A 22,824-nucleotide genomic window follows, 5' to 3' on the forward strand; every position below is an offset into this window, starting at 1 on the left:
CGTCAGCTCTCCTTGTGTTCCTGCGGCCAGCCTGCCGCCGCCAAATCGGTCCGGAGGTCGCGCCGCGACACCTCGTAGTCGACCGTGTCTCGGGGAATCGATCGCTGCACCGTCCGCGAGGTCATTTCTTCCGAGATGTGCGCCACGATGCCGGGCAGCGTTCCGATGATCGCCAGGGCAGTGGACTCCTCCGGGGTGAAGCCGAGTGCCACCGTGATTGCGGCCATCACTGCGACGTCGTTCATGGGAAAATGTTCACGACCCGGAGTCTTGATGAAGGCACGGTGCACGGCCTCGTACAACTCGACCGGCTCACCCCACAATCCCGCGTCGACGGCGATGTCCTTCAATATCTGCGCACGCGGGTCGACGTTCCTGAACACCGGGTGGCCGAAGCCGGGGATGCGGCGCTTGTTCGTGCGGGCGTCCGCGACCACGTCATCGGCGAAGGCGTCCATGTCGGTGGCGCCCGACTCGACGAAACTCCGATGGGTCTCAGCGATGAAGCGGGCGGTGTTCTCGGTGGCCAGCCCGTAGTCCCCGGCACTCAACGTCGCAGCGGCCATGCCGGCCTGCATGTTCGGGTTGCACGACACGACGTAGCGTGCTGCCGCGGTACCGGATTTCTCCAAGCCGTAGTCGAGAACACCGGTCATCACGGCATCGAGAACGCGGGTCTCCTGCGGGGATGGCAACCGTCCCTTGATCATCAGGTAGATGGACGCGGTGAAGGACAGACCGATCAAATCGTCCAGCTTGTAACCGCGGACGTACACCGTCTCCGGCGTGATCTCGCTGATCGCGGTGTGCCAGTACTTCGGGGATGCTGTGTTCTCGCTCATGCGCTGCTCTCGGTCGGGTGTCGAGTGATGACGTCGCTGGGTTGACGGTAAGCCGTTCACGTTCGGGAAACCGCTGGCATATCAACCAAACGAGCGAGGAAACGTTGGAAGGCTCACGATGGGCGAGAAGGTGTGCCGACGTTCGGGGGTAAGCCGAATGTGGCAGTTGCTACCGAAGCTGCGAGTGTCGGTCGGAGACCACCGACAAATCAGGTTCTGCTGGGCACCTCTACCTCGCCGGGGGGCATGTCGGCATGATTTTGGTGACCGAGGCCTCGACTGAGCGCCAGGCCCGCAACAGTGCATCCCCCCGCCACCGCCATCATTACGGCAACAAGCAGCCAGTCGCCGGTCCCGCCGATACTTGCCTCAGCGATAACGGGGGTGAGTCCGCCCGCGATGGCGAACGAGACCTGGTACCCGAAGGAGACCCCGGAGTAACCGACTTCGGGGGGAAAGAGCTCCGACAGGAACCCTGCCAACGGCCCATACATTCCGGCAATGCAGGCAAAGCATCCGACGAATCCTAGGAAGGCAAGCCACCACGAACCGGTACCGAGCAAGGGCCAAAAGGCAAAACCCCATAGCGCAACGCCAGTCGCACCGACCGCGATCGGAAGTTTGCGACCAACAAAATCCGAGATGAGCCCGGAACCAATCAACATGGGGAGATATACAGCCTGGGCTGCGGTCGTCATGGCGAGAAGTTGACCGCTGGTGAATCCAAACTGCTTCGCGTATGCCACTGCAAAGACAAGAACTAGCGAATACGTGGCTGCGGTACCGACTGGCAGCGCGAAGGAAACGGCTAGCTCGCGGGGGTAGCGGCGGAAGATTTCAACGAACGGATGGCGAACTGTCCGCTTGGCTTCCTTCGTCGCCAAGAACACCGGGCTTTCGTCGATGTTACGGCGCAGCCAGAATCCGAATACCAGAAGTAAAATGCTGGCGATGAACGGGATTCGCCAGCCCCAAGTCTCGAACTGTCGAGTCGTGGTGACCGCAGAGATGATCGCCATAGTTCCCGAAGCAAGAAGAAATCCGACAGCCGCAGATGCACTGGTCAACGAGGTCAGAAACCCGCGAAATTTTGACCGGTGGCCGTGCTCGGCCATCATGAGTACCGCGCCACCATACTCGCCCCCGACGCCGATTCCTTGGATGATCCGTAGGATCACGAGAACTACTGGGGCGATGATTCCAATTTGCTCGTAGGTCGGAAGCACTCCTGTACCGAACGAGGCGACGCCCATGAGAACGAGGGTCACTGTGAGGATCTGTTTGCGTCCGATTCTGTCTCCGAGCCAACCGAATATGATTCCGCCGATCGGACGCGCAAGATAGCCGGCAGCAAAGGTGGCGAACGCTGCCAGGGTGCCTGCTGCTGGACTGGCTCCGGAGAAGAAGGCTTTGTTGATGACAAGGCTTGCCACCACTGCATAGATGTAGAAGTCGAACCACTCGATGACTGTGCCAATGATGCTGGCTAAATAAGCCTTCTTCATCTCGTATCTCTTTCCTCGTCGGATCGATCCAGGAGAAGGTAGGCGGAATACTCGGGGGCGAACAGTGGAGTTTGTCTGGTTCTCGGCCTGTCGCCTTGTAAGTCTCATAGGGCGCAACTCGGGATTGATGGCCTTCGTGTGCGCGCGGTTTGCTCTCGGTGAGGTCATCGGTACCGACGGGCCGAGGAACCGAAAACCGGTCAGCGAGCTGCGCATGGTCCCGGCGAATACCGGGGCTCCGAACGGCGTCTCGTTACCGGTCGCCCACCCGCGCTCGAAAGTCGCCCGAGAGGATTCGACTGTCGTACCGCGAGGCGCGACTACCTCACGCACGGTGGCCGGACGGTGCGATGTGGTTTGGGCTATGGCCGGTGTCGGTAGTCGGGAAACAGGCACGGCACTCAGCCTCGGTACTGAACGCCCCACACTTTGCAAACGGTCGTGGCCACAAGCGCGATCGAAGCCTTATCAGATCGGTTCCAGCACATATGCAGCATCACCACCGTCACGAATGCTGCTTCCAGGGCCGATCCCGAGACAACCCGGCACTACCTGCCGCACGTGATCTGTAGTCGATGTTCGACCACTCGTGGAACGACGTCCGGACAGACTGGAGCGCGCTGTTATCAGCATCGAATTCGATCGCGCAGGGGCCGAGCCGAAGAAGTCTCTCGGCGGGATGCTCATGTGCGGATCCAAAAAGGCTCGCGTAGCGTCCGCCACTTCGGGTGCGGCGCTGATCCGTTCCGCCAGCATGAGTCAGTTCGGCATGAGGTGGGTCTGCAGCTCGCGAAGGAGTTCGGAGAACGCCTGCGGCGCACTTCGGGCGAAGCGCGGGAACGAAAGAAAGCCGTGCGGCATCCCGACGTACTCCGTGAGTCGAACCGACACACCCGCCGCGCGCAGGGCCTCCGCATACCGGAACCCGTCGTCGCGGATGGGATCGAGTTCTGCGATCTGTACCAGGGCGGGTGGTAGTCCCTCATGGTTCTCCGCCAGCAGAGGCGACGCCGTCGGGGCGGCGCGGTCGGCGCGGTCGGGCACGTACAGGGCGACGTAGGCCTCCAACGTGGTGCGTTTGAGCACGGGCATGCCCGCGTTCTCGTGCACCGAGGGACTGGAGAGAGTCAGATCGGTGGCCGGATAGACGAGCGCCTGCAACGCGATCGCGGGTCCGCCCCGATCACGCACGAGCATGGCCGTCACCGCGACGAGGTTGCCTCCCGCACTGTCACCCACCAGAGCGACGTGCGAACCGTCGGCACCCCACTGCTGCGCACGGCTCACCACGTCCACGAAGGCGAAATAGCAATCCTCGGCGGCAGCCGGGAAGGGATGGGTGGGTGCGAGCCGGTAGTCCAGCGAGACGACGACCGCGTCTGCACCCAGCGCGATGCTGCTGGCCATGGAGTCGTACTGATTCAGCGTGCCGACCGTCCACCCACCGCCGTGGATCAGGACGATAAGGGGAAGCGGGCCCGACAGCGCCGTAGGTCGATACGAACGGATCGGGATGCGGCCGTCCCCTCCTCGGGCGTAGTCGTCCTCGACGGTGACCCCGGGCTTCATCGAACCTGCGACGAGATCCATGAGGAAGGAATGAGGCCTCGGTTCTTGCAGCCTCGCGATCTGCGACGGTGACTTGCCGACGATCATGTTGTCCGGCATGAGCCACCCGAGCAGTCGCACCCTCCAGCCCATTGTGCTCACAGGACGAGTGCGCACTCGGCGACCGGGGCGGCTGACGACACTGCTGACATGTTCTCTCCTCGGAGCCAGAGAACTGGCACAACGTGCCATCATGGCCCATCATGGCATAGAGGATCTGGGATACTGGCCGAATGACAGACGAGGCGCTCGCTCCCTTGCGAGACCGCCGCCGTGCGAGCACCAGACGTGACATCGCCGACGCAGCCCTGCACCTGTTCGAGAAGCAGGGATACGACCGCACCACCGTCGAGCAAGTCGCGGAGGCCGCAGGAGTATCCCTACGCACGTTCTATCGATACTGCTCGAGCAAGGACGACGCACTGACGTCCGGACTCGTCAACGGTCCGGCCGAGTTGACGTCCGAGATACGCGCACGACGCGCGCTGTCGTTCGCCGATGCGGTTGCCGATGCCTTCGTCTCGGTGTCGGGGAACGATCGTCAACGCAGAGAACTGCGCGTCGTACTGTCCACGCCCGCCCTCCACTCCGCGTGGCTCGCTGCCGGCCGAGCAGCTCAGGAAGGTCTCGTGGAACTCGTGCAGGAACGCGACCCCACCCAATCGGCACTCCAGGCGCGCGCACGAGCCGCCGCGGTGGCCGCCGTGCTGACCACCGTCATCGAGACCTGGGCATCGTCCGACTTGCGTCTGGAACCGCTCGCCCGCGAGGCGTTGTCGGTTCTCACACCCACAGAGGCGGGAACATGAGGGACAGCGGTGCGTGACTGGATCATCAAGCTAACCGCCATCGACGACGACGCAGCGTCGGCACTGCGGGTCATCGAGCACTTCGACACCTTGGTCGACGAGCGCGTCCCTGCGACCGCGCTGCTCCGTGCAGTCACGGTCCTCGCCGACTGCGGCGCGGGATTCGACGACCCCGATCGGGGGTTGCCCATCGAGGTGGACGAACGCGGTCGCACATCCTCGACACCGGACCTGTCGGATCGGCCCCACCTCGAGCAGTTCGGGGGTATCACGGTCTGGCTGAACCGGACCGGACCACCCTGGCCGCTGGATCATCTGATCCTGGAGCGTTTTGCCCGCAGCCTGCAATCGGTCAAACAACCCCGAGATCGACATCCGCTGATCGCGGCGATCCGGATCGCCTGTGACGCGGATACCGTTCCGGTGCAGCGCAGTGCCGCCCTGGCCACACTCGGTTTGACGGGACCGGTCGTCATCGTGGCGACGTTGCCCGGCGATGCCCGCCGCACACCGATCGGAATGACCGCGGACGGCGCGCGCATCCACCTGCTCTCGACCCGGCCCGCACTCGCCGGCGTTCCGGACGATGCGGCGGCCGGTTTCACGGTCGCGGACGGGCTCATGGTGTGCACGCGCTGGCAGCGCGCCGTGGCCGCCCTCAAGATCGCCGTGAACCCGGCCACCGGTGGCCCGGCGCACGTCTGCCACGACGATCTCGGCGCCGTGGCGGATCTGATCGACAACATCGATGCCACCACCGCATCCAGGTCGGCGGACGTGCAGGCATTGGAAACGTTACGGCTGCAACGACACTGGGTCACCGGACTGCTCGACAGCATCCTGAGCCACAGCAGCGTGCGCGAGGCCGCCCGTCGGCAGAACCTCCACCACTCGACACTGCAACAACGCCTCGACTGGCTTCAGAGCCAACTCGGGTACACCGTCCTCAGTCCCACCGGTTACCCGCGAGCCAGTACGACGCTTCTCCTCTGGCGCATCTCTCGCGCCGCGCAGAACAGGACGGGCAGGGTCGTGGACCACCTTCCGGGGCGCCGACCGCCAGATGGCGGGTGATGTAGGCCACACTCGACGCGATTGGCGGCTGTGACAGACCACGCTGCGACTGTTGACTGTCGTCATGACTCGAACAGATCCGACACCGACCTCGCTCCCGCTCGCTCCGCCGCTCGATCCCGAACTCGTTCCTCCTCTGGAGATGCTCCTGAGTGCGCTCCCCGCGCTGGGCCCCGACACCCTCGAGGAGGTGCGGTCGATCAGCATGAACGGCCTTCCCGGCGCTGAGGAGGTCGACTGGACTGCGGGTGGACGAGTACGTGTCGAGGAGATCGTGGTTCCGAGCGACGACGGGGACACCGGTCTGCAGATGACGGTCCTCAAGCCTGCCGTCGGGGACGGTCCGTGGCCACTCGTCTACTTCCTGCACGGCGGCGGCATGGTGATCGGTGGGCGGCACATCGGGTTGGAGTCACTCCTGCGTTACGCAGCCGAGGGACACGCCGTCGTCGCCTCCCTCGAGTACCGGGTGGCTCCGGAGCATCCGGATCCCACACCGGTGAACGACTGCTACACCGGATTATGTTGGGCAGCTAACAATTCGGATCTCCTTGAAATCGACGCCGACCGCATCCTGGTCAGCGGCATCAGCGCCGGAGGCGGGCTCGCCGCAGGAATCGCCCTAGTAGCGCGCGACCGCGGCTTTCCGCACCTCACTCACCAGATCCTGTGCTGCCCGATGCTCGACGACCGTTTCATCACCCACAGCTCACGCATGGTGGCGCGTGAGTCCGCGGTGTGGACGAGCTATTCCAACGAGTTCGGCTGGTCGGCGCTCTTGGGCGACCGTCGAGGAGGTTCGGAAGTATCCGAGTACGCCGCTCCGGCGCGCGCCGAGAACTTGGCGGATCTGCCGCGGACATACATCGACGTCAGCTCGGTCGAGGTCTTCCGAGACGAAGATTTGGAATACGCACAGCGACTCTCCCAAGCCGGCGTCAGTGTCGACTTCCACCTGTGGGGCGGAGGCTTCCACGGATACGAGATGGTGGCCAATGCCGCGCTGACGCAAGCGGCCGGTGCGACTCGGCACGAGTTCTTCCTCCGGGCGTTGGAACGCTGACACCAGACCTGCCGGCTCCGCCTACGCGCGGCAGCTGATCCTTTGCGGCGCAGCGCACGCCACCGCTCGCAGGTTGGCGGCGACGTCGTGCACCCGCACCACGGCGACACCGGCGGCCACGGCGAGAGCCGTCACGGCAGCGGTGGTGACGTCGCGGTCGGCCGGCGGGTCGACGGTCCCGTCGGGCTTGCGGGTGATCTCCCCGAGAAACGATTTCCGTGACGCTCCAACGAGCACGGGAAAGCCGAGCTCGACGATCCGGTGCAGCGAGGCGAGCAGGCGCCAGTCGTGCTCGACTCGTTTCGCGAAACCCAGGCCGGGGTCGAGGATGATCTGCGCGCCGTCGACGCCCGCAGCCACCAGTTCGTCGACGCGCCGCAACAAGTCGGAACACACGTCACCGACGACATCGTCGTAGTGCGCGAGGGTCACCATCTCGGCGCTGTGACCCCGCCAGTGCGTCACGACGTACGTCGCACCGGATCCGGCGACGACAGCGGACATGTCGGGGTCGGCGAGGCCGCCGCTGACATCGTTGATCACGACGGCGCCCGCCTCGAGGGCAGCCGCGGCCGTGCGGGCCCGCATCGTGTCGACACTGACGGCCACCCTGGACGCGACCAGGTCCCGTACGACCGGCAGGACCCGCCGCTGTTCCTCGTCGGCGTCCACCCGCACCGCTCCGGGCCGGGTGGACTCGCCGCCGACATCGACCAGATCAGCGCCGTCGGCAATCATCCGTTGCGCATGCTCGACCGCCCGCCGAGGGTCGACGTGTTTCCCGCCGTCGGAGAACGAGTCCGGTGTGACGTTCACGATCCCCATCAGGCGAGTCCCCGTCATCGCTGCGCGGCCGCGTCCTCGACCTCGGAGGGAGAGCGAGGCGGAGTGCCGTCCTCCATCCACGCCAACCTGCTGCGGAATGCGGCGATCGTCGGTTCGGGGTGGGTGAGGATGTGGAACCGGTTTTCGATGATGCCCGCCAGCACCAAGTCGGCGACGTGTGCGGGTGTGACACCGAACTTCTCGGTTTGCTCGTCGATGTTGGCATGAACCTGCCTGCGCAGATCCTGTGTGTCGGTCGCCGGGACGCCCGTCGGTCGGTTGCGTTCGGACTTGTTCATGTTCGTCTTCACCAGTCCGGGCGAGAGCAGGCTCACTCCCACGTGCGGTGCGGTGGTCGTCCGAAGTTCCACTTCGAGGTTCTCGGTCATCCCGACGACGGCAAACTTGGACGTGACGTACGGATGGAAGGTGGGCAGTCCGGTGGCGAACCCGGCCATGGACGCGCAATTGACGATGTGCGCCTCGTCCTGCGCGATCAGGTGCGGGAGGAACACTCGACACGCGTCGAGAGTGCCCCAGAAATTGACCCCCATGACCCACTCCCACGTGCGGCGGGAGAGCTCTCCGAACGGTGCACCGCCCTCGACGCCGGCGATGTTGCACAGGATGTGGACCGCGCCGTACTCGTCGAGGGTGCGCTCGGCCAACGTCTCGATGTCCTCGACGCGACTGACATCGGTACGTACCCCGATCGCCTCGCCGCCCGTTGCCCGCACCTCGTCGACGGCGGTCGCGAGTGCCGACGCCTCGACGTCCGCCATGACGACCTTGGCTCCCGCTGCCGCCAACCGGTCGGCCGTCGCTCGTCCGATTCCGCTGGCCGCAGCGCTGACGACGGCCACTCTGCCTGTCACTGTCTTCATGGCAGGCAATGCTCGTCGGTGCGACGTACCCGTCGCATCGGTGGGACCACCGGTGGTGCACGTCCGGGAACCGTGCCACTGGTCGCCTCATGGATGCGACTCGTGACGGGCGTCACCGACGCTGGGGTCATGACTACTCTCTCCACACCACCGATCGACCTCGGCGACCTCGACCGCGCCCTGACCCGCATCGCCGAGGTGATCGGCGCCGACAAGGTCCGCACCGACACCGCCACCATCGAAGAGTTCCGCGACCCGTACACCGCGCAGGGGTCGGCCGACTGGGACGCGTCCGCTGTCGTCAGCCCCACGTCCACCGAGGAGGTTCAGGCCGTCGTGCGCATAGCCGGCGAGTGCCGGGTGCCGCTGTGGACCTTCAGCCAGGGCCGCAACAACACCTACGGCGGCCCGGCGCCGCGAGTGAAGGGCTCGGTCGTCGTCAACCTCCGCGAGATGAACAAGGTCCTCGAGATCGACGAGGACCTCGCGTACGTCGTCGTCGAGCCCGGAGTGCGCTGGTTCGATCTCTACGAGGCTCTCGAGGCGGCCGGAGGACGGCTCTGGACGTCCATTCCCGACCTCGGTTGGGGCAGTGTCATCGGCAACTGCACCGAGTACGGCCGCGGATACACCCAGTACGGCGACCACGCCGAGAACGTGTGCGGCATGGAGATCGTGCTGGCGAACGGAGAGGTGGTCCGCACCGGGATGTGGGCGATGCCGAACAGCGAGGTGGCGCACGTCTACCGCCACCCGTTCGGCCCGCAGTTGCAGGGGCTGTTCCATTCGTCGGGACTGGGCATCATCACCAAGATGGGCTTCTGGCTGCAGCGACGCCCGGAGAAGTATGCCTCGTGCTGGGTGGAGTTCAGCGGCGACGACGCCCTCGAGGCGGTCGCCGACGGTATGCGCGAGCTCATGCTCGGTAACACGGTCACCAACTATCCGACGATCATGCGCGGGGTCCGCCTCGACGAGGACGGCAACCCGTCCTTCGATCCCGATGCCTCCCGCTGGTTGGCGAGATTCGCCCTGTACGGCACGTCGGAAGCCGTCGACGCCCACTGGGTCGCTGTCGAGCGCACCCTCGGCACGATCCCCACGGCGACGCTCCGACGCCGCGACTACGCGGGTACGGACCGCACGAGCCACGCCGGGCACGAGGACCGCGTCATGGCAGGCATCCCCGACATGGACATCCTCGCCCTCTTCGAAACGATGTACGGCAAGACGACTGCGCACCTGGACTTCTCACCCGTCGGTCCGCTCCGCGGAAAGGACGTGGTCGAGACATCACGGCTGATGCGCTCGTTGTATCAGGAGACGGGTGAGCAGTTCTTCTCCGGCCTGATGCTGTCCCCGCGTTCGGTGATCCACATCAGCACGATGTTCTTCGACTCGACGAACGCCGAGCAGACGGAACGGGTGTACGACAACTACGCACGCATGGTGTCCGTCATGAGTGAGCGTGGCTACCCGATCTACCGGACCAACCTGCACCACATGGATCAGGTGGCGTCGACGCTCGACTTCAACGACAACGCGCTCATGCGGCTGAACGAGACGATCAAGGACGCCCTGGATCCGGGCGGCATCCTCCAGCCCGGAAAATCCGGAATCTGGGGACGGCGCTTCCGGCAGGTCTGACGGTTCAGAGCAGGGGACGACCGACGGCGCGCACGGGCGCGCCGTCGGAACCCCGGATGTTCAACGGGGCCAGAATCAATTCGACCCGCTGCCCTGACAAGGGGGCGAGGTCGGTGAGGTGTTCGGCGATCAACACTCCCGCGCCGAGCAGGATCAGGTGGACGGGCCACGTGAACCCGTCGGCACGCAGCGGCACAGGCAGGTCCGGGGTGCCGGTGTCGACGGCGACCATGGACACGTCCTGGCCGACGAGCCACTGCGCGAGTTCGACCGACAACGAGGGATGCCGTGCATAGAGCGGGGTGCCGGCGTGACGCCACCATCCCGTGTCGAGGACGACGATGTCGCCGGCACGTACGAGACCGCGATCGAGCAGAGCCTCGACGCCGTACACCTCGTCCTCGCCGGCGTCGACGCGACACACGACACCCTCTCCCGTCAGTCTCGACAGGTCGATCTCGTCGATACTCTCGGCGCCGGCCACGAAGTGACACGGGGCATCGACGTGAGTTCCGGTGTGCACCACCATGTCCATCCGGCTCACCGTCATCGGATCTGCGGGCATCTCGGCCACGGTCGCGAAAGTCGGAGGCGGGAAGATCGGGATGCGCGGCGCACTCGGATCGAGCCGATGTGACAGGTCCGTCCAGGGGATCACGCGACGTCGCCGAGGGCACGCGCCGCCGCCACGGTGTTCGCGAGAAGCATGGCGATCGTCATCGGGCCCACGCCGCCCGGCACCGGGGTGAGCAGTCCGGCCACCGGTTCCACCTCGGCGAAACGCACGTCACCGGTCAAGCCGTCGGGAGTGCGGTGGATGCCGACATCGATCACCGTGGCGCCGGGCATCACGGCATCACCGCCCAGGATGCCCGGCACCCCGGCGGCCACGACGATGACATCGGCCCTGCGGCACACCGCAGTCAGATCCTTGGTCCGCGAATGACATTGGGTCACCGTCGCATCCCTCTGCAGAAGTAGCTGGGCCATCGGGCGACCCACCAGTTCCGACCGGCCGATCACCACCGCATCGGCACCCGACAGGGCCACGCCGTACTCGTCGAGCAACCGCATCACTCCACCGGGCGTGCAGGGAACCAGGCCGACGCGGCCGCGGGCGAGCAACCCCGCGTTGGTGACGGTCAATCCGTCGACGTCCTTGCTCGCCGGAATGCGCGCGAGAAGGGCTGTGGTGTCGAGGTGCTTCGGTACGGGCAGCTGAAGCAGGATTCCCGACACCGCAGAATCGGCGGCCAACTCGTCCAGCACTGCCTCCAGCGCGGATTGAGTGATGTCGGCGGGAAGGTGGCGGTGCAGGTCCGCCATCCCGGCTTCGGTGCACTGCCGGCGCTTGTTGCGTACGTACACCTCCGAGGCCGGGTCGTCGCCGACCAGCACCGTCGCGAGACCGGGCGCCGGGCGCCCTGATGCGACGAGCGCCGACACGTCGGCGGCGACCTCGTCGCGCACGGTTCGGGCGACCGCCTTGCCGTCCATCAGTCGAGCAGTCATGGATCGTCGTCTCCTTCAGAACACCATGGTGGAGTTGCCGTGCCGGACGACACGGTCCTCGCAGTGCCAGCGCACCGCGCGTGAGAGGACGGCGCGTTCGACGTCGGCACCCAGCCGAACCAGGTCCGAGGTCCGGTGTCTGTGATCGACGCGGACGACGTCCTGCTCGATGATCGGCCCCTCGTCCAGATCCTCGGTCACGTAATGCGCGGTCGCTCCGACCAGCTTCACGCCGCGCTCCTTGGCCTTCTGGTAGGGCCCGGCGCCGATGAAGGCGGGCAGGAACGAGTGGTGAATGTTGATCAGCGGCGCGCCGACCGAAGCCAGGAAGGAAGGAGTGATGATCTGCATGTAGCGTGCGAGCACCACCAGATCGACGTTGTCACGCAGCAGATCGAGCTGACGTTCTTCGGCCTCGGCTCGCGTCTCCCTGGTCGCCGGAATGTGGAAGAACGGCACTCCGAAGGGGCGTACGTCGGCCGCGAGGTCGGCGTGGTTGGAGATGACCATGGCGATGGTCATGTCCAGTTCTCCACGGCGATTGCGCCACAACAAGTCCAGCACGCAGTGGTCGGTCTTCGACACCATGATCGCAACACGCTTGGGCTTGGCGGCCTCGGTGAGCGTGAACTCCATCCCGAGGTCAGCCGCAACCTCGGAGGCGAAGCCGGCCTCCAGCTCCTCTCGCGCCGCTGACAGCCCTGGAAGCCGGAACTCCGTGCGTTGGAAAAACATTCCCCCGTTCGGCGCTGTCGTGTGCTGCTGCAGGGACTCGATGTTCGCACCGGCTCGGGTCAGAAATCCACCGACGGTGGCGACGACGCCCGGTTGGTCCTGACAGCGCACGACGAGACGAGCGAGATCGGGGTCGGTGGCCTGCACGCTGCCGGCGGTCGCCGGTTGGGTGCGGGCGGTCGTGAGCGATGAACTGGTCACGAGTGCTCTCCTGTTTCGGGAAGTAGGGACGGTGTTCGCGCGTTCGCGGCGATCCAGTCGAGGACCACACCGAGAACCTCGCGGTTGTTGAGTTCGAGAGCGAGTCCGTGACCGTTCCCACGGAGCCCCCTCTCGGCGAGGACGATGTGGTCCACCGTCACTCCTGCCTGGCGAAGAAAATCGGCAACCGGGCCGCACGCGGCGCCCATCGGCGAGGTGTCGCCCTCGACGATCGCGACGGGCACCGAGGCCAACCCCGCGGCTCGCGCTCCGTGAAACAGTGGTGCGGCGGTGATCCCGGCGGGCAGTCGCAGCGGTGTACCCGTCACGTCCAGGTACGGAGGCCCGGCGGGCTCGAGCGCGACCACCGCGGACACCAGATCGGGCCGCGACTCGGCCACGAGCCACGCCGCGCAGGCGCCGAGCGAATGCGGAACCACCGCGGACGGTCCGATCTCCTCCAGCAGGGTTACGAGGAGTCGAGCTTCAACCCGTTGCGCCGCAACCAGATCCGCGGGCAGTCCCGTCGCGGATGCGGCGAGGATGCGCACCGCGAGGTCGTCGATACCTCCCGGTCCGGGCCACTGGGTGTGTTCGGGCCGCGCACCTTGCGCGAACACCCGAGCCGTCATGGCCAGAGCCGCGGGGGCGGGGGTGCGGCCGGGTGACCGCCCGTGTCCGGGCCGGTCGACGACGTGGACCCGAAAGCCCTGTTCCACGAACAGGTCCGCCCATCCGGCGCGGCCGTCGGGCGTGGTGCCCCAGTCCGTCCCCTGCCCACCTCCACCGTGCACGAGGACGACCGAGGGCCCACGAGAGGAGTCCAGCGCTCGCGTCTCGACGAACATTGCCGCGTCCGTGTGGTCGGGGTCGAGAATCCAGCGCTGCCCGACGGTGGTCACGACACACCTTCCGTGACAGGTACCAGTTGCGCCGCAACCCATTCCGCGATCGACGTGTGGTCGGCGTCGCCGGACAATTCGGCATCGGCCCGTCGCCACATGTCCGTCGCCGAGGCGAGCAACTCGTGCTCGACACCCAGTCCGTCGGCGAGTCCCACCGCGATGCCCATGTCCTTGGCGAGGAGCCCCAGTCCGAATCCGGAGCGGTACTGCTCGGTGAGCACGAACGTCGGTACCTTGTGTTCACTCGACCAGCTACGCCCGGTGGAGTTGTTGATCACCTCGAACGCGACTGCGGGGTCCACCCCGAACGCACGCACGATGCCCAACACCTCGACCGACGCCAGGAGCGTGACACCCACCAGCACGTTGTTGCACGCCTTGATCGCGTGACCGGCACCCAGCTCCCCCACATGGGTCACGGTTCCCAAAGCATCCAGCACAGTCCGAACGCGCTCGAGCACATCGGAAGGACCGCCCGCCATCACGGTCAGACTCGCGTTCTCGGCGCGCGGCACACCACCCGAGACGGGCGCGTCCAGATAGTGCACACCCACCGCGGCGAGTTGCTCACCGAGCCTGCAGGTGCTCGCGGGCTCCGACGAACTCATGTCGATCACCACGGTGCCCGAACGCACGGCCGCGAATGTCGGGTCCGCCAGCACCGATTCGACGATCTCGGAGTTCGGCAGCATCAGGACGACGACATCACCGGTGACGTCGGCGAGGGTGTCGACGCTGCCGGGGGTCGCCGACCGCGCTTCGGGCGACCGGTCGTACGAGCTCACCGAGAACCCCGCTCGCTGCAGTGCCGCGACCATCGGCCGCCCCATGCGCCCGAGCCCGACGAATCCGATCGACAGCGTCATGCGCCGAACTCCTGGTCGTGCGCCTGCCGGTACTCCTCGGCGGTGACCTCACGACCCCAGTCGTGGCCACCCACGGAGATCGCAGTGTGTGTCATGAACGCGCTCGAGGTGGCACCGTGCCAGTGCTGCGTCTCGCCGGGAATGTGGACGACGTCGCCGACTCCGATACGCCCCCCGTTGCCGTGTTCGTCGAACACGAATCCTTCACCGGCGGTGACGATCAGAACCTGCCCGACACCGTGGGTGTGCCAGTTGGTCCGACCGCCGGGGGCGAAGTGGACGTTGTTGACCAACCAACCCTCGGTGGCCGGCAGAACCGGATCACCCCAGACCTCGCCGACGAAGGTGCCGGTGCGGAGTTCGGTGGGCGATCCCTGGCGTCCGCCTCGGGCAATCGTGATCGTGGACATGGTGTTCTCCTGCTGTGGTCGAGGAATCATCGGACGAAGGATGTGTGGTGGCGAGGGAATCCGCTGCGTAACACCGTCATCGCGGACAATCGGCGAACGGCCTCCGTCTCGTCGACGGCCTCGGCGGAGCCTCGTACGAAGCCGACGAGCGCGTCACGGTCGGTCTCGTCGTAGACCCGATGCTTCGATGCCGTCGCCATCGGTGAGGCGCAGTCGTCGAAGATGCGCAGTCGTTCGGCCGCCCACGCGTCCAGAGGGGCGTCGCCCGAACCGCTCACGGCATCGCTCAGTGGGTCCAGCAGCGCGAACACGTCGTACATGCCACTGGTGAGGCCGATCCCGCCCGTCGGATTCGTCGCGTGCGCGGCATCGCCGGCGAGCAGTAGCCGACCATCACGCATGCGGTCGGCGGAGCGTTGATGCATCCGGTACGGCGTCGCGGTGACAACCTCGTAGGGCGCGTCGGGAAAGCCCAGTGCGGCAAGGCGTGCCGGAAGTCGATCCATGACGGTCTCGGCGGGAAGCTCGGCCGACTCGCCCCACGTCCAACGCCATGTCGATTCGTCGATACGCGCTATGACACAACCGTTCTCGGGGTCGAGCATCATGTTGGCGTTACCGAGTCCGGCCGCGTCGAACGGGTACCGTAGATCGGTGGCGACGAAGCGGTCTTTCCACGTGGTCCCATCGAAGCCGATTCCGAGGCTCGTGCGAACGGCGCTGCGTGCGCCGTCTGCTCCGACGACCCACGACGCGCGCACCTCACCCGGTGAATTCCCACCGACGTCGAGGACGACCTCGTTACCGTCCTGACGAACCGCGGTCACGGGGGCGCCGAGTCGAAGGGTGGCGTTCGGTAGGCGGGACAGATGGTCGAGAGCAATTCTCACCACGTCGTGTTGGCCGAGGTGAATGTTCCACGGGCGCGACGTCACCGTCTCCAGCGGCGCCAAGGACACCACAGCTTCGTCTCCGGTGGCAAGGACACGGGTTCGAAACGCGGTGTTCCGGATCCCGGCGGCATCGATGTCGTCCAGGACGCCGAGGGCATCGAGACCCTCCAGGACGTGCCAGTAGTAGACGATCGCGCGGGGCGCGGTGGGAAGCTCCTGCTCCGACTCGAGCAGGAGAACTCGGTGCCCGCGTTGGGCGAGACCGAGTGCGGTCAACGCACCCACTGGGCCGGCGCCGACGACGGCGATATCATTCGTGCTCACCGTCACAATGCTCACGGTCCGACAATCGACTCGCATCGGGGTGACCACCAGTCGACAGGAGGACATCCGGATGCACACCCTCGTCGGCCGAGCGCCCGAGATCGCTCGCCTCACCGAGTTCGTCGCCGATGTCGCGGCCGGGCGGGGTGGGTCGTTCGGAATGTGGGGGCCGCCGGGGTCTGGCAAATCCGCGCTTCTCGCGCACATCGGCGCGTCGGCCGATCTGCGCGTGCTCGCAGCGTCGGGAGACGAATTCGAATCCGACATCCCCGGCGGGTTGCTGCACCAATTGCTGGGACCCGTGCATCGGCCCGGTGAGCACCCACTCACCACAGATCCGGATGCCCTCGCAGCGCTGCTGACTCGTCTCGCCGCCGACACCCCAACTCTCGTGGTTGTCGACGACGTCGACCGGGCCGACTCGCTGTCCCGACATGTCATCACCGAGGTGACGACGCGTGCCGGGTCGTGGGGCATTCTTCTCGCCGGTCGCCGTACCGTCGGGGCGGTCCCACGAAGCCTGGTGCTGGATCGACTGACCGACGAGGACAGCCGCAGAATCGTGGAAACGGTCGCGACCACCGACGGCGACACCCCCGATCAACAGCGCCGACGGTTGCGCATCGTCGATGCGATCGTGGACCGAGCGGCGGGTAACCCGGGAGTGCTGGTGCTGTCGACCCGCGCGTTGATCACTGCGGATGTGCTCCGTGCGGACAGCACTGTGGACGTGACGCGCCGCGCCGACTCGGCCGTGGCGACACTGTGGCTCACCCGCCGGGAGTTGTCACCGCACGCGCGTGAACTGGGGCTGATGTGGGCTGTAGCGTGCGATTGTCCCGGGCAGGTGCCGACGCCGGCGGTACCCGACACCCTCGTCGACTCCGCGGCCCTTGCGGAGTTGATCGAGACCGGGCTGCTCGTCGAGACGGCCTCCGGGGTCTCGCTCGTGCATCCACTTCTCCCTGCAGCTGTCCTCGAACTTGCCCCGTCCGGTGAGCAGCGCCGCGCCCACGCTGCGCTCGCGGACGCGCTCGACACAGGCGCCCGAGATCCGACTCTGAGAGCAGCCTGGCATCGTGCTCGTGCGGAGACGGCTGCCGACGAGATCGCGGCATCCCGGCTCGACGACGCCGTCACTCGGGCAGGGACCGCGGTGACTCCGTCGGATCGCGCCCGGGTGCTCGATGTGGCCGCGGGACTGTCGGTCGGCGCCGATCGGCGGTACGTGCGCTGGGCCAGGAGCGCCGATGCTCGTCTCGCCTCCGGAGATCCCGACGGAACCGAGCGAGCACTGCTTCGCGTCGACGCCGACGATGCGCCGGTCGAGGCATGCGCGCGGGTCCTGCTGACCGAAGGTCTCATGGCTGCGGCCGCCCGCACCCCGCAGGAAGGGTTCGAGCGCCCGATCCGCGCGGCGGAACTGATCCACGGTATGAACGACTCGCTCGAGCTCGAGGCGCTCGCGGCCGCCGCCGAGGTGTCGTGGTGGTCCGGCCGCGTCGACTGGATCGTTCGTGTGGCCGAGCTGGCCGAGGGTATGCCCGGGGAATCTGACCGCCAGCGGATCACCGTCGGTGCGATCCGTGGCTGCGCCGCGTTGTTCGACGGCGACCTCGAGTCGGCGGGGGCGCACCTTCGGATGGCGCTGGATGCGGGCACCACCGCGGTGTCGGCGCGTGATCACCGCATGGCCGGGCAGGCCGCGATGCTTCTCGGCGACGATGTCGCCGCGTTCGGCCACCTCACCGAGTCCGTGGCGCTGCTGCGCGCCGAGGGTGACGTGTTCCGTCTGTCGTTCACACTGCAGGTGCTGGCGTCGGTGCAGATGTGGCGGGGGCGGCCCGCGCACGCGGCGGAGCTCCTTGCGGAGGGTGAGGCCTTCGCCCGGCGGATCGGGGACGGCCGGAGCCAGGCGTTCGCCCTGACCATGTCGGCGCACGGAGACGGTCTGCGCGGATCGGCCGATGCGATGCGAGTGGCCGCGGACGCCGCGCTGCGTCTGGTGACGGGGCGCGATGTCGGATACATCGCCGCCGCCGCGTACTGGGCGATCGGCCGAACCGATTTGGCCACCGGTCGACTCGCCAGTGCGCTCGAGATTCTTCAGGAGATCACGGACCCGGACTCGGCCACGACGCACCCTCCGACGGCGCTGTTCGCACTGCCCGATCTGGTCGAGGCGGCCGTACGAAGCGGTCGGCTCGACATCGCGCGCGCCGCTGTTCCTCGGTTCGCTGCGTGGGCGGCGGCCGGATCCCCCTGGGCAGCAACCGTATTGCCACGTCTGTGTGCTCTCACCGCCGAGAACGAGGACGATGCGGAGCGGTGGTTCCGCGAGGGCAGCACGGATCGAGATCGGCCGTTCGAGGTCGCGCGAACCCAGCTCCTGCACGGGGAGAACCTGAGACGCGGGCGGCACCGTGTCCGCGCCCGTGTCGTGCTGCAGGACGCGTTGGCCACGTTCGCACAGCTGCACGTCACCGCGTGGGAACAGCGTGCGGCCACCGAGTTGAGCGCAACTGCGGAGCGGGCGCGACGCGGACCAGAGGCGGCGACCATGCTGACCTCGCAGGAACTGACCGTCGCGCGCCTGGTCGCCGACGGCGCCTCCAACCAGCAGGTCGCGGAGCAGCTGTATCTCAGTCGCAAGACCGTCGAGTCACACCTGCACAAGATCTACACGAAGCTGGGAGTCGGCTCACGAAAACAGTTGCCGGGTGTCCTCGACGGCCGGTGACTGGTGATCACACCGATGCGAATACTCGCAGCGTCTCGCACCCTCGACACATGACGCGATCGCTTACTCGTTCGACATCTCTCGACAGCCGCGCACTCGGGCGGATCACCGAGCGAATGACATCCGATGTGGCCGACGACCTTTACGACGGTGGAGTCGTGCTGGTCGCCCGCGACGGCGAGATCGGCCTGCACGAGGCCGTCGGGTACAGCGACCGTTCCACCGGGCGCCTGGCCGCCACGAACGACGTGTTCTGGATTTTTTCGACCACCAAGCAATTCACCAACGTGCTTGTGCTGAAGGCGTTCGAGCAAGGACTCCTCAGCCCGATCACCAAGGTCGTCGACGTGGTTCCGGAGTTTCGGGGATCCGACCGGTTTCGCGTCGGCGCGAAGGATCGTGTCAGTGTCGCCGACCTGATGACGCACCGTGCGGGGACAAGCCCCACACCGTGGCCGCTGCCCCCGATGGAATGCGCCGACCTCTCGCGCACCATCACCGCGATCGGCGAGATGGATCTGGTGGCCCCGCCGGGGGAACGCGTCAGTTACTCGCCGTGCCTCGCTCACGCGCTCCTGGGCGAGATCGTGGTGCGCACACTGGGCAAGGGCCGTTCGTTCACACAAACCCTGCACGACGAGCTGCTCGACCCCCTCGGCATGACCGACACTCGCATGGGCGCGCCCAAGGACTGGTCGGATCGACTCGTTCCCGTCGTCGCGAAGTTCCCTCCCGGACAGTTCTTTTCGCCGCAGGACATCATCGACACCGCATCCGCCGCGCACGAAGGTGCCGAGCTGCCGTGGGTGGGATGTGTGTCGACCGCCGCGGATCTGTTTCGTTTCGCCGAGATGCTGCGGCGGGGCGGGGAGCTCGGCGGTGAGCGAATTCTGTCGCCCGCGTCCATCGCGATGGCCACGACCGTACAGACTGGCGACCTGATCAACGAGCGCTACAACCGAATCGTCGCCGAAAAGCATTGGCAGCCATGGCGTGCGAGTATCGGGCTGGGATTCATGATGCGCGGCACCGGCCTGCGACAGACGTTCTTCGGCACGATGTCCTCGCCTGGAACGTTCGGCGGATACGGTGCTGGGTCATCCCAGTTCTTCGTCGACCCCGAGCGCGAATTGACGTTCGTGTGCCTCACCGCAGGCGTGCTGGGCGAGGCGGAGAATCTGCACCGCTTCCAGACGCTGTCGGACATGACGGTGGCCGCGGCGAACTGACGACAGTCAGTCCGCCAGTGCACCCGCCAGCTGGTCGCGGGAATCGAGCCCGAGCTTCACGTACACCTTGGACAGGTGGTACTCGACCGTGCGCGAGCTCAGGTGCAGCGTGCCCGCGACATCGCGGTTCGAGCGTCCGGCGCTGACCATGCGGGCGATGTCGAGCTCTTGCGGGGTCAAGACGTCCGCGACGGCGATGTCGTGGGTGCGGCCCTCTCCGCTCGCCCGCAGCACCGACCGGGTCCGGTCGATCCACGCGGGGAGTTGCAGGCTCTCGAACACGGCCAGTGCGGCGTGCAGATGCTCTCGCGCCTCGACGCGGCGGCGCTTCCCGCGCAGGTACTCGCCGTAGGCCAGTCGAGTTCGCGCCGCCTCGAGGGGGCGCTGCGCCAAACCCGGTGCTCGACATGCCTTGTCGAACAACGCGTCCGAGTCCCCCGCCGCCAGCGCCGTCAGACGCGGTTCGACTGCGTTGCCCCACGGGGAGCCCGCCTCGCACCACCGACCGAAGCGCGCGAGAGCCTGCTCCACGAGATCGGGCTTCCCCGATGCGACCGCCGCTTCCACCAGATCAGGTGTCGCGAGCAGGCTCACTTCGGGATGACGACGGTCGCCGAGAACCGTCGGAACGAGTATCTCGATAGCGTCGTCGAATCGGCCCAGGGACACTGCCAACCGGCCCGCCGCCCAGTCGAGCGACGCCGTCGGGTGCTCGGCTCCGCGGCCGGTCACTGCACTCCGGTGCTGCTCGCACGACGCCGTGTCACCGTCGAGCGCGGCGAGGTGGGCGAGGACGGTGTGCTGGAACGCGCCGTCCGTCTCCTCGCCCGCGTGCGCGGCGAGCGACAGCCCTTCGTCGGCGTTGGTTCGCGCAGCTTCCCGGCGTCCCTGACCCGCCAGGACCAGGGCGTGCAATTGCAGCGCGAACGGCAACTCGGTGGCCCGCCCGCGTGCCCGCATGACCCGGATCGCTCGCTCACAGAACAGCCGGGTGCCCACATCGTCACCGATCATCGTCGCGACCTCCGCGGCGAAGAGCAGCTCCCGCGGCTCGACCAGGTTCTCGGCGTCCCGCAGCGAGCGAATCAGGTCGCCCACGGCCGGCCGAAAGTCGTCTTGCATGACGGCCACGCCGGCGGGCGCAGCCATTCGCACCAACGCGGTGAACAGTCCACTGCTGCCCTCGACGGCGCTGTCTCCGAGCGACGCTGCAAGTGTCGACGCCTTCTCGGCCCAGTCGGCGCGCCCGCCCCACCACGCCAGGCCGGTGACGCGAGCGGCGAGATCGACAGCCAGCCGCGGATCCCGTCGGACCGCCGCTCCTGCGCCGTCGACGAGGATGCGTAACGCGTCGGCGGGCAATCCGCGGCTCAATGCGACGGCTCCGCGGATCTGCGCTGCTGTCCCGGCAATCGAGATGTCACGACCGGTGAGTCCGGCGCGGGTGACCAGCCAGTCGGCCTGAGCCGGCCGCCCGATCACCCAGCTGACCAGTCCGGCCGACACCAATCGACGAGCCCGGACGTCGTGGTTCGTGGTCAGTTCGGCGGCGCGAATCCAGCCGATCAGCGCGTCGGGTGACGCCTCGACGTTCCGCAGAATCGATTCCAACTCGTCGCCGACGTCCTCGGCGGATCCGTCTTCTGCACTGCAGCGGTGAAGGGCGCTGAGGAGACGGAAGTCCGCGTTGTCCTGCAGTTCGTCGGCGAGAGCGCGATGCACCGCGCGTCTGAGCACCGCGTCCGCGCAATGAAACGCGGCGCTGCGATGGGGCCGTCTGGACCAGGCGCGGTCCGACTCGTCGACCCGTACCAGCCTGCGGCTCTCGAGCACGTCGACGTCGTCCCTCCCGAGACCGAGACGCATACACGCCAGGGCGACCACTCCGATCGGGAGTCCGTCGCCCGCCGCAACCACGAGCATTGCCACCCGAGCTGTCTCGGACAGGCCCTCCTCGATGACGCGCCACCGCGCTGTCCATCCGGTGCCGGGCCGCGGCGGCACCGGGAGGCCGGCACGACCGACAACCTCGTCGGATGTCAGGGCCGCTGCCATCTCCCGTGCAGCCAGCGGATTGCCTCCGGACGCAGCAGCGATGTCGTCGACAACGGAGTCGGGTGCCGAGGGCACGAGGGCGCCGCGAACGATCGCTGCACTGTCGCCGGTCGAGAGTGGGTGTAGCCGAAGCACTCTCGCACCGGACGGGAGCGCCTCACCGCGTCGCCACCCGATCAGCACGAGCAACACAGGGAATGGAGTGATCCGCCGGGCGAGGATTCCGAGGAGTCTGCGTGCCGACGGGTCCGCACGGTCCAGATCGTCCACCACCACGACGAGGGGTCCACCGCGGGCCGAGTCCTCGAGCGCATCCAGAGCGGAATTCACGGCTGCGACATCGTCGACGTCGTCGCCCACGAGCGTCGTTCCGAAGAGTCGATCGGACAACTCCCTTGCGTGCTCACCCACCCGCGCTCGTACGAACCGCGTGGGAAGCCCGGACAACGGACCGACAGTTCGGCCGAGAGCGCTCTTGCCGCTACCGAATTCGCCGACGATCACCACCGCGCCGCCGACACCGGCGCGGATGCGGTCGAGCGCCTCGCCCAACTGACCGACCTCCGTCTCGCGGCCGGTCACGCGGGGAAGGTCGGTGGTCACGGCACCAGGGTAGATGACCTGGGTCACAGCAACCGGTGGACTCATGGATGCGACCACGTGGCGCCGACGACGACTCTTCTCGGAAAGACCAAAG

19 protein-coding genes are annotated in these 22,824 nt (G+C 66.8%); 6 read left to right on the forward strand and 13 right to left on the reverse strand.

Annotated features, from left to right (window positions below; translation table 11 throughout):
• Positions 1 to 2: 2 nt before the first annotated feature.
• The 3 genes from AC59JP_RS09965 to AC59JP_RS09975 all read right to left on the reverse strand — a co-directional run bounded on the left by AC59JP_RS09965 (position 3) and on the right by AC59JP_RS09975 (position 4,048).
• Positions 3 to 842, reverse strand: coding sequence for a citryl-CoA lyase (locus AC59JP_RS09965; RefSeq protein WP_497325594.1), 840 nt, complete (start codon positions 840 to 842; stop codon positions 3 to 5).
• Between the two features lie 209 nt (positions 843 to 1,051).
• Positions 1,052 to 2,347, reverse strand: coding sequence for an MFS transporter (locus AC59JP_RS09970; RefSeq protein WP_497325595.1), 1,296 nt, complete (start codon positions 2,345 to 2,347; stop codon positions 1,052 to 1,054).
• Positions 2,348 to 3,106: 759 nt separating this feature from the next.
• The gene (locus AC59JP_RS09975; protein ID WP_497325749.1) at positions 3,107 to 4,048 is read right to left on the reverse strand and encodes an alpha/beta hydrolase; all 942 of its coding nucleotides are present in this window, start codon (positions 4,046 to 4,048) and stop codon (positions 3,107 to 3,109) included.
• Between the two features lie 140 nt (positions 4,049 to 4,188).
• Between AC59JP_RS09975 and AC59JP_RS09980 the strand changes: the two genes are divergently transcribed.
• From AC59JP_RS09980 to AC59JP_RS09990, 3 genes are all read left to right on the forward strand, one after another.
• Positions 4,189 to 4,764: a TetR/AcrR family transcriptional regulator gene (locus AC59JP_RS09980; RefSeq protein WP_497325596.1), complete on the forward strand. Its 576-nt coding sequence runs from the start codon at positions 4,189 to 4,191 to the stop codon at positions 4,762 to 4,764.
• Between the two features lie 9 nt (positions 4,765 to 4,773).
• Positions 4,774 to 5,838, forward strand: coding sequence for a hypothetical protein (locus AC59JP_RS09985; protein ID WP_497325597.1), 1,065 nt, complete (start codon positions 4,774 to 4,776; stop codon positions 5,836 to 5,838).
• Between the two features lie 64 nt (positions 5,839 to 5,902).
• The gene (locus tag AC59JP_RS09990; RefSeq protein WP_497325598.1) at positions 5,903 to 6,901 is read left to right on the forward strand and encodes an alpha/beta hydrolase; all 999 of its coding nucleotides are present in this window, start codon (positions 5,903 to 5,905) and stop codon (positions 6,899 to 6,901) included.
• Positions 6,902 to 6,922: 21 nt separating this feature from the next.
• On the opposite strand, the gene folP is transcribed toward AC59JP_RS09990, so the two are convergent.
• A complete protein-coding gene (folP, locus tag AC59JP_RS09995) occupies positions 6,923 to 7,744 on the reverse strand; it encodes a dihydropteroate synthase (protein ID WP_229746298.1) in 822 nt (273 codons plus the stop codon).
• Positions 7,741 to 8,610, reverse strand: coding sequence for an SDR family NAD(P)-dependent oxidoreductase (locus tag AC59JP_RS10000; protein WP_497325599.1), 870 nt, complete (start codon positions 8,608 to 8,610; stop codon positions 7,741 to 7,743). Before AC59JP_RS10000 ends, folP begins: the two co-directional genes overlap by 4 nt.
• A gap of 129 nt (positions 8,611 to 8,739) precedes the next feature.
• Between AC59JP_RS10000 and AC59JP_RS10005 the strand changes: the two genes are divergently transcribed.
• Positions 8,740 to 10,257 (forward strand): FAD-binding oxidoreductase, encoded by a 1,518-nt coding sequence (locus AC59JP_RS10005; RefSeq protein WP_497325600.1) that lies wholly within the window; start codon positions 8,740 to 8,742, stop codon positions 10,255 to 10,257.
• A gap of 4 nt (positions 10,258 to 10,261) precedes the next feature.
• Here AC59JP_RS10005 and AC59JP_RS10010 read toward each other — a convergent pair whose 3' ends face one another.
• Genes AC59JP_RS10010 through AC59JP_RS10040 form a run of 7 tightly spaced genes read right to left on the reverse strand, consistent with a single transcriptional unit; the run spans position 10,262 to position 16,103 of the window.
• Complete coding sequence (locus tag AC59JP_RS10010) at positions 10,262 to 10,915, reverse strand: cyclase family protein (RefSeq protein WP_497325601.1); 654 nt, start codon at positions 10,913 to 10,915, stop codon at positions 10,262 to 10,264.
• Positions 10,912 to 11,769: a bifunctional methylenetetrahydrofolate dehydrogenase/methenyltetrahydrofolate cyclohydrolase FolD gene (folD, locus tag AC59JP_RS10015; RefSeq protein WP_497325602.1), complete on the reverse strand. Its 858-nt coding sequence runs from the start codon at positions 11,767 to 11,769 to the stop codon at positions 10,912 to 10,914. The genes AC59JP_RS10010 and folD overlap by 4 nt, the downstream gene beginning before the upstream one ends.
• A gap of 15 nt (positions 11,770 to 11,784) precedes the next feature.
• Positions 11,785 to 12,651 carry a formyltetrahydrofolate deformylase gene (gene purU / locus AC59JP_RS10020; RefSeq protein WP_497325750.1) on the reverse strand — a complete coding sequence of 289 codons (867 nt, stop codon included), beginning with the start codon at positions 12,649 to 12,651 and terminating at the stop codon, positions 11,785 to 11,787.
• Between the two features lie 50 nt (positions 12,652 to 12,701).
• Positions 12,702 to 13,607 carry an alpha/beta fold hydrolase gene (locus AC59JP_RS10025; protein ID WP_497325603.1) on the reverse strand — a complete coding sequence of 302 codons (906 nt, stop codon included), beginning with the start codon at positions 13,605 to 13,607 and terminating at the stop codon, positions 12,702 to 12,704.
• A complete protein-coding gene (locus AC59JP_RS10030; RefSeq protein ID WP_497325604.1) occupies positions 13,604 to 14,476 on the reverse strand; it encodes an NAD(P)-dependent oxidoreductase in 873 nt (290 codons plus the stop codon). The genes AC59JP_RS10025 and AC59JP_RS10030 overlap by 4 nt, the downstream gene beginning before the upstream one ends.
• A complete protein-coding gene (locus tag AC59JP_RS10035) occupies positions 14,473 to 14,886 on the reverse strand; it encodes a cupin domain-containing protein (protein WP_188547882.1) in 414 nt (137 codons plus the stop codon). Before AC59JP_RS10035 ends, AC59JP_RS10030 begins: the two co-directional genes overlap by 4 nt.
• Positions 14,887 to 14,912: 26 nt before the next feature.
• Positions 14,913 to 16,103, reverse strand: a complete 1,191-nt coding sequence (locus AC59JP_RS10040) for an FAD-dependent oxidoreductase (RefSeq protein ID WP_497325605.1) — start codon at positions 16,101 to 16,103, stop codon at positions 14,913 to 14,915.
• A gap of 70 nt (positions 16,104 to 16,173) precedes the next feature.
• Here AC59JP_RS10040 and AC59JP_RS10045 point away from each other — a divergent pair, with 70 nt between their 5' ends.
• Together AC59JP_RS10045 and AC59JP_RS10050 are read left to right on the forward strand one after the other, a co-directional pair.
• Entirely contained in the window at positions 16,174 to 18,843 is a 2,670-nt protein-coding gene (locus AC59JP_RS10045; protein ID WP_497325606.1) for a helix-turn-helix transcriptional regulator, read from the forward strand.
• Positions 18,844 to 18,893: 50 nt separating this feature from the next.
• Positions 18,894 to 20,072 (forward strand): serine hydrolase domain-containing protein, encoded by a 1,179-nt coding sequence (locus AC59JP_RS10050; protein ID WP_188547887.1) that lies wholly within the window; start codon positions 18,894 to 18,896, stop codon positions 20,070 to 20,072.
• A gap of 6 nt (positions 20,073 to 20,078) precedes the next feature.
• Here AC59JP_RS10050 and AC59JP_RS10055 read toward each other — a convergent pair whose 3' ends face one another.
• Entirely contained in the window at positions 20,079 to 22,730 is a 2,652-nt protein-coding gene (locus AC59JP_RS10055; protein ID WP_497325607.1) for a helix-turn-helix transcriptional regulator, read from the reverse strand.
• Positions 22,731 to 22,824: the final 94 nt, after the last annotated feature.

It is taken from the genome of Rhodococcus sp. 320_ES (assembly GCF_059691855.1).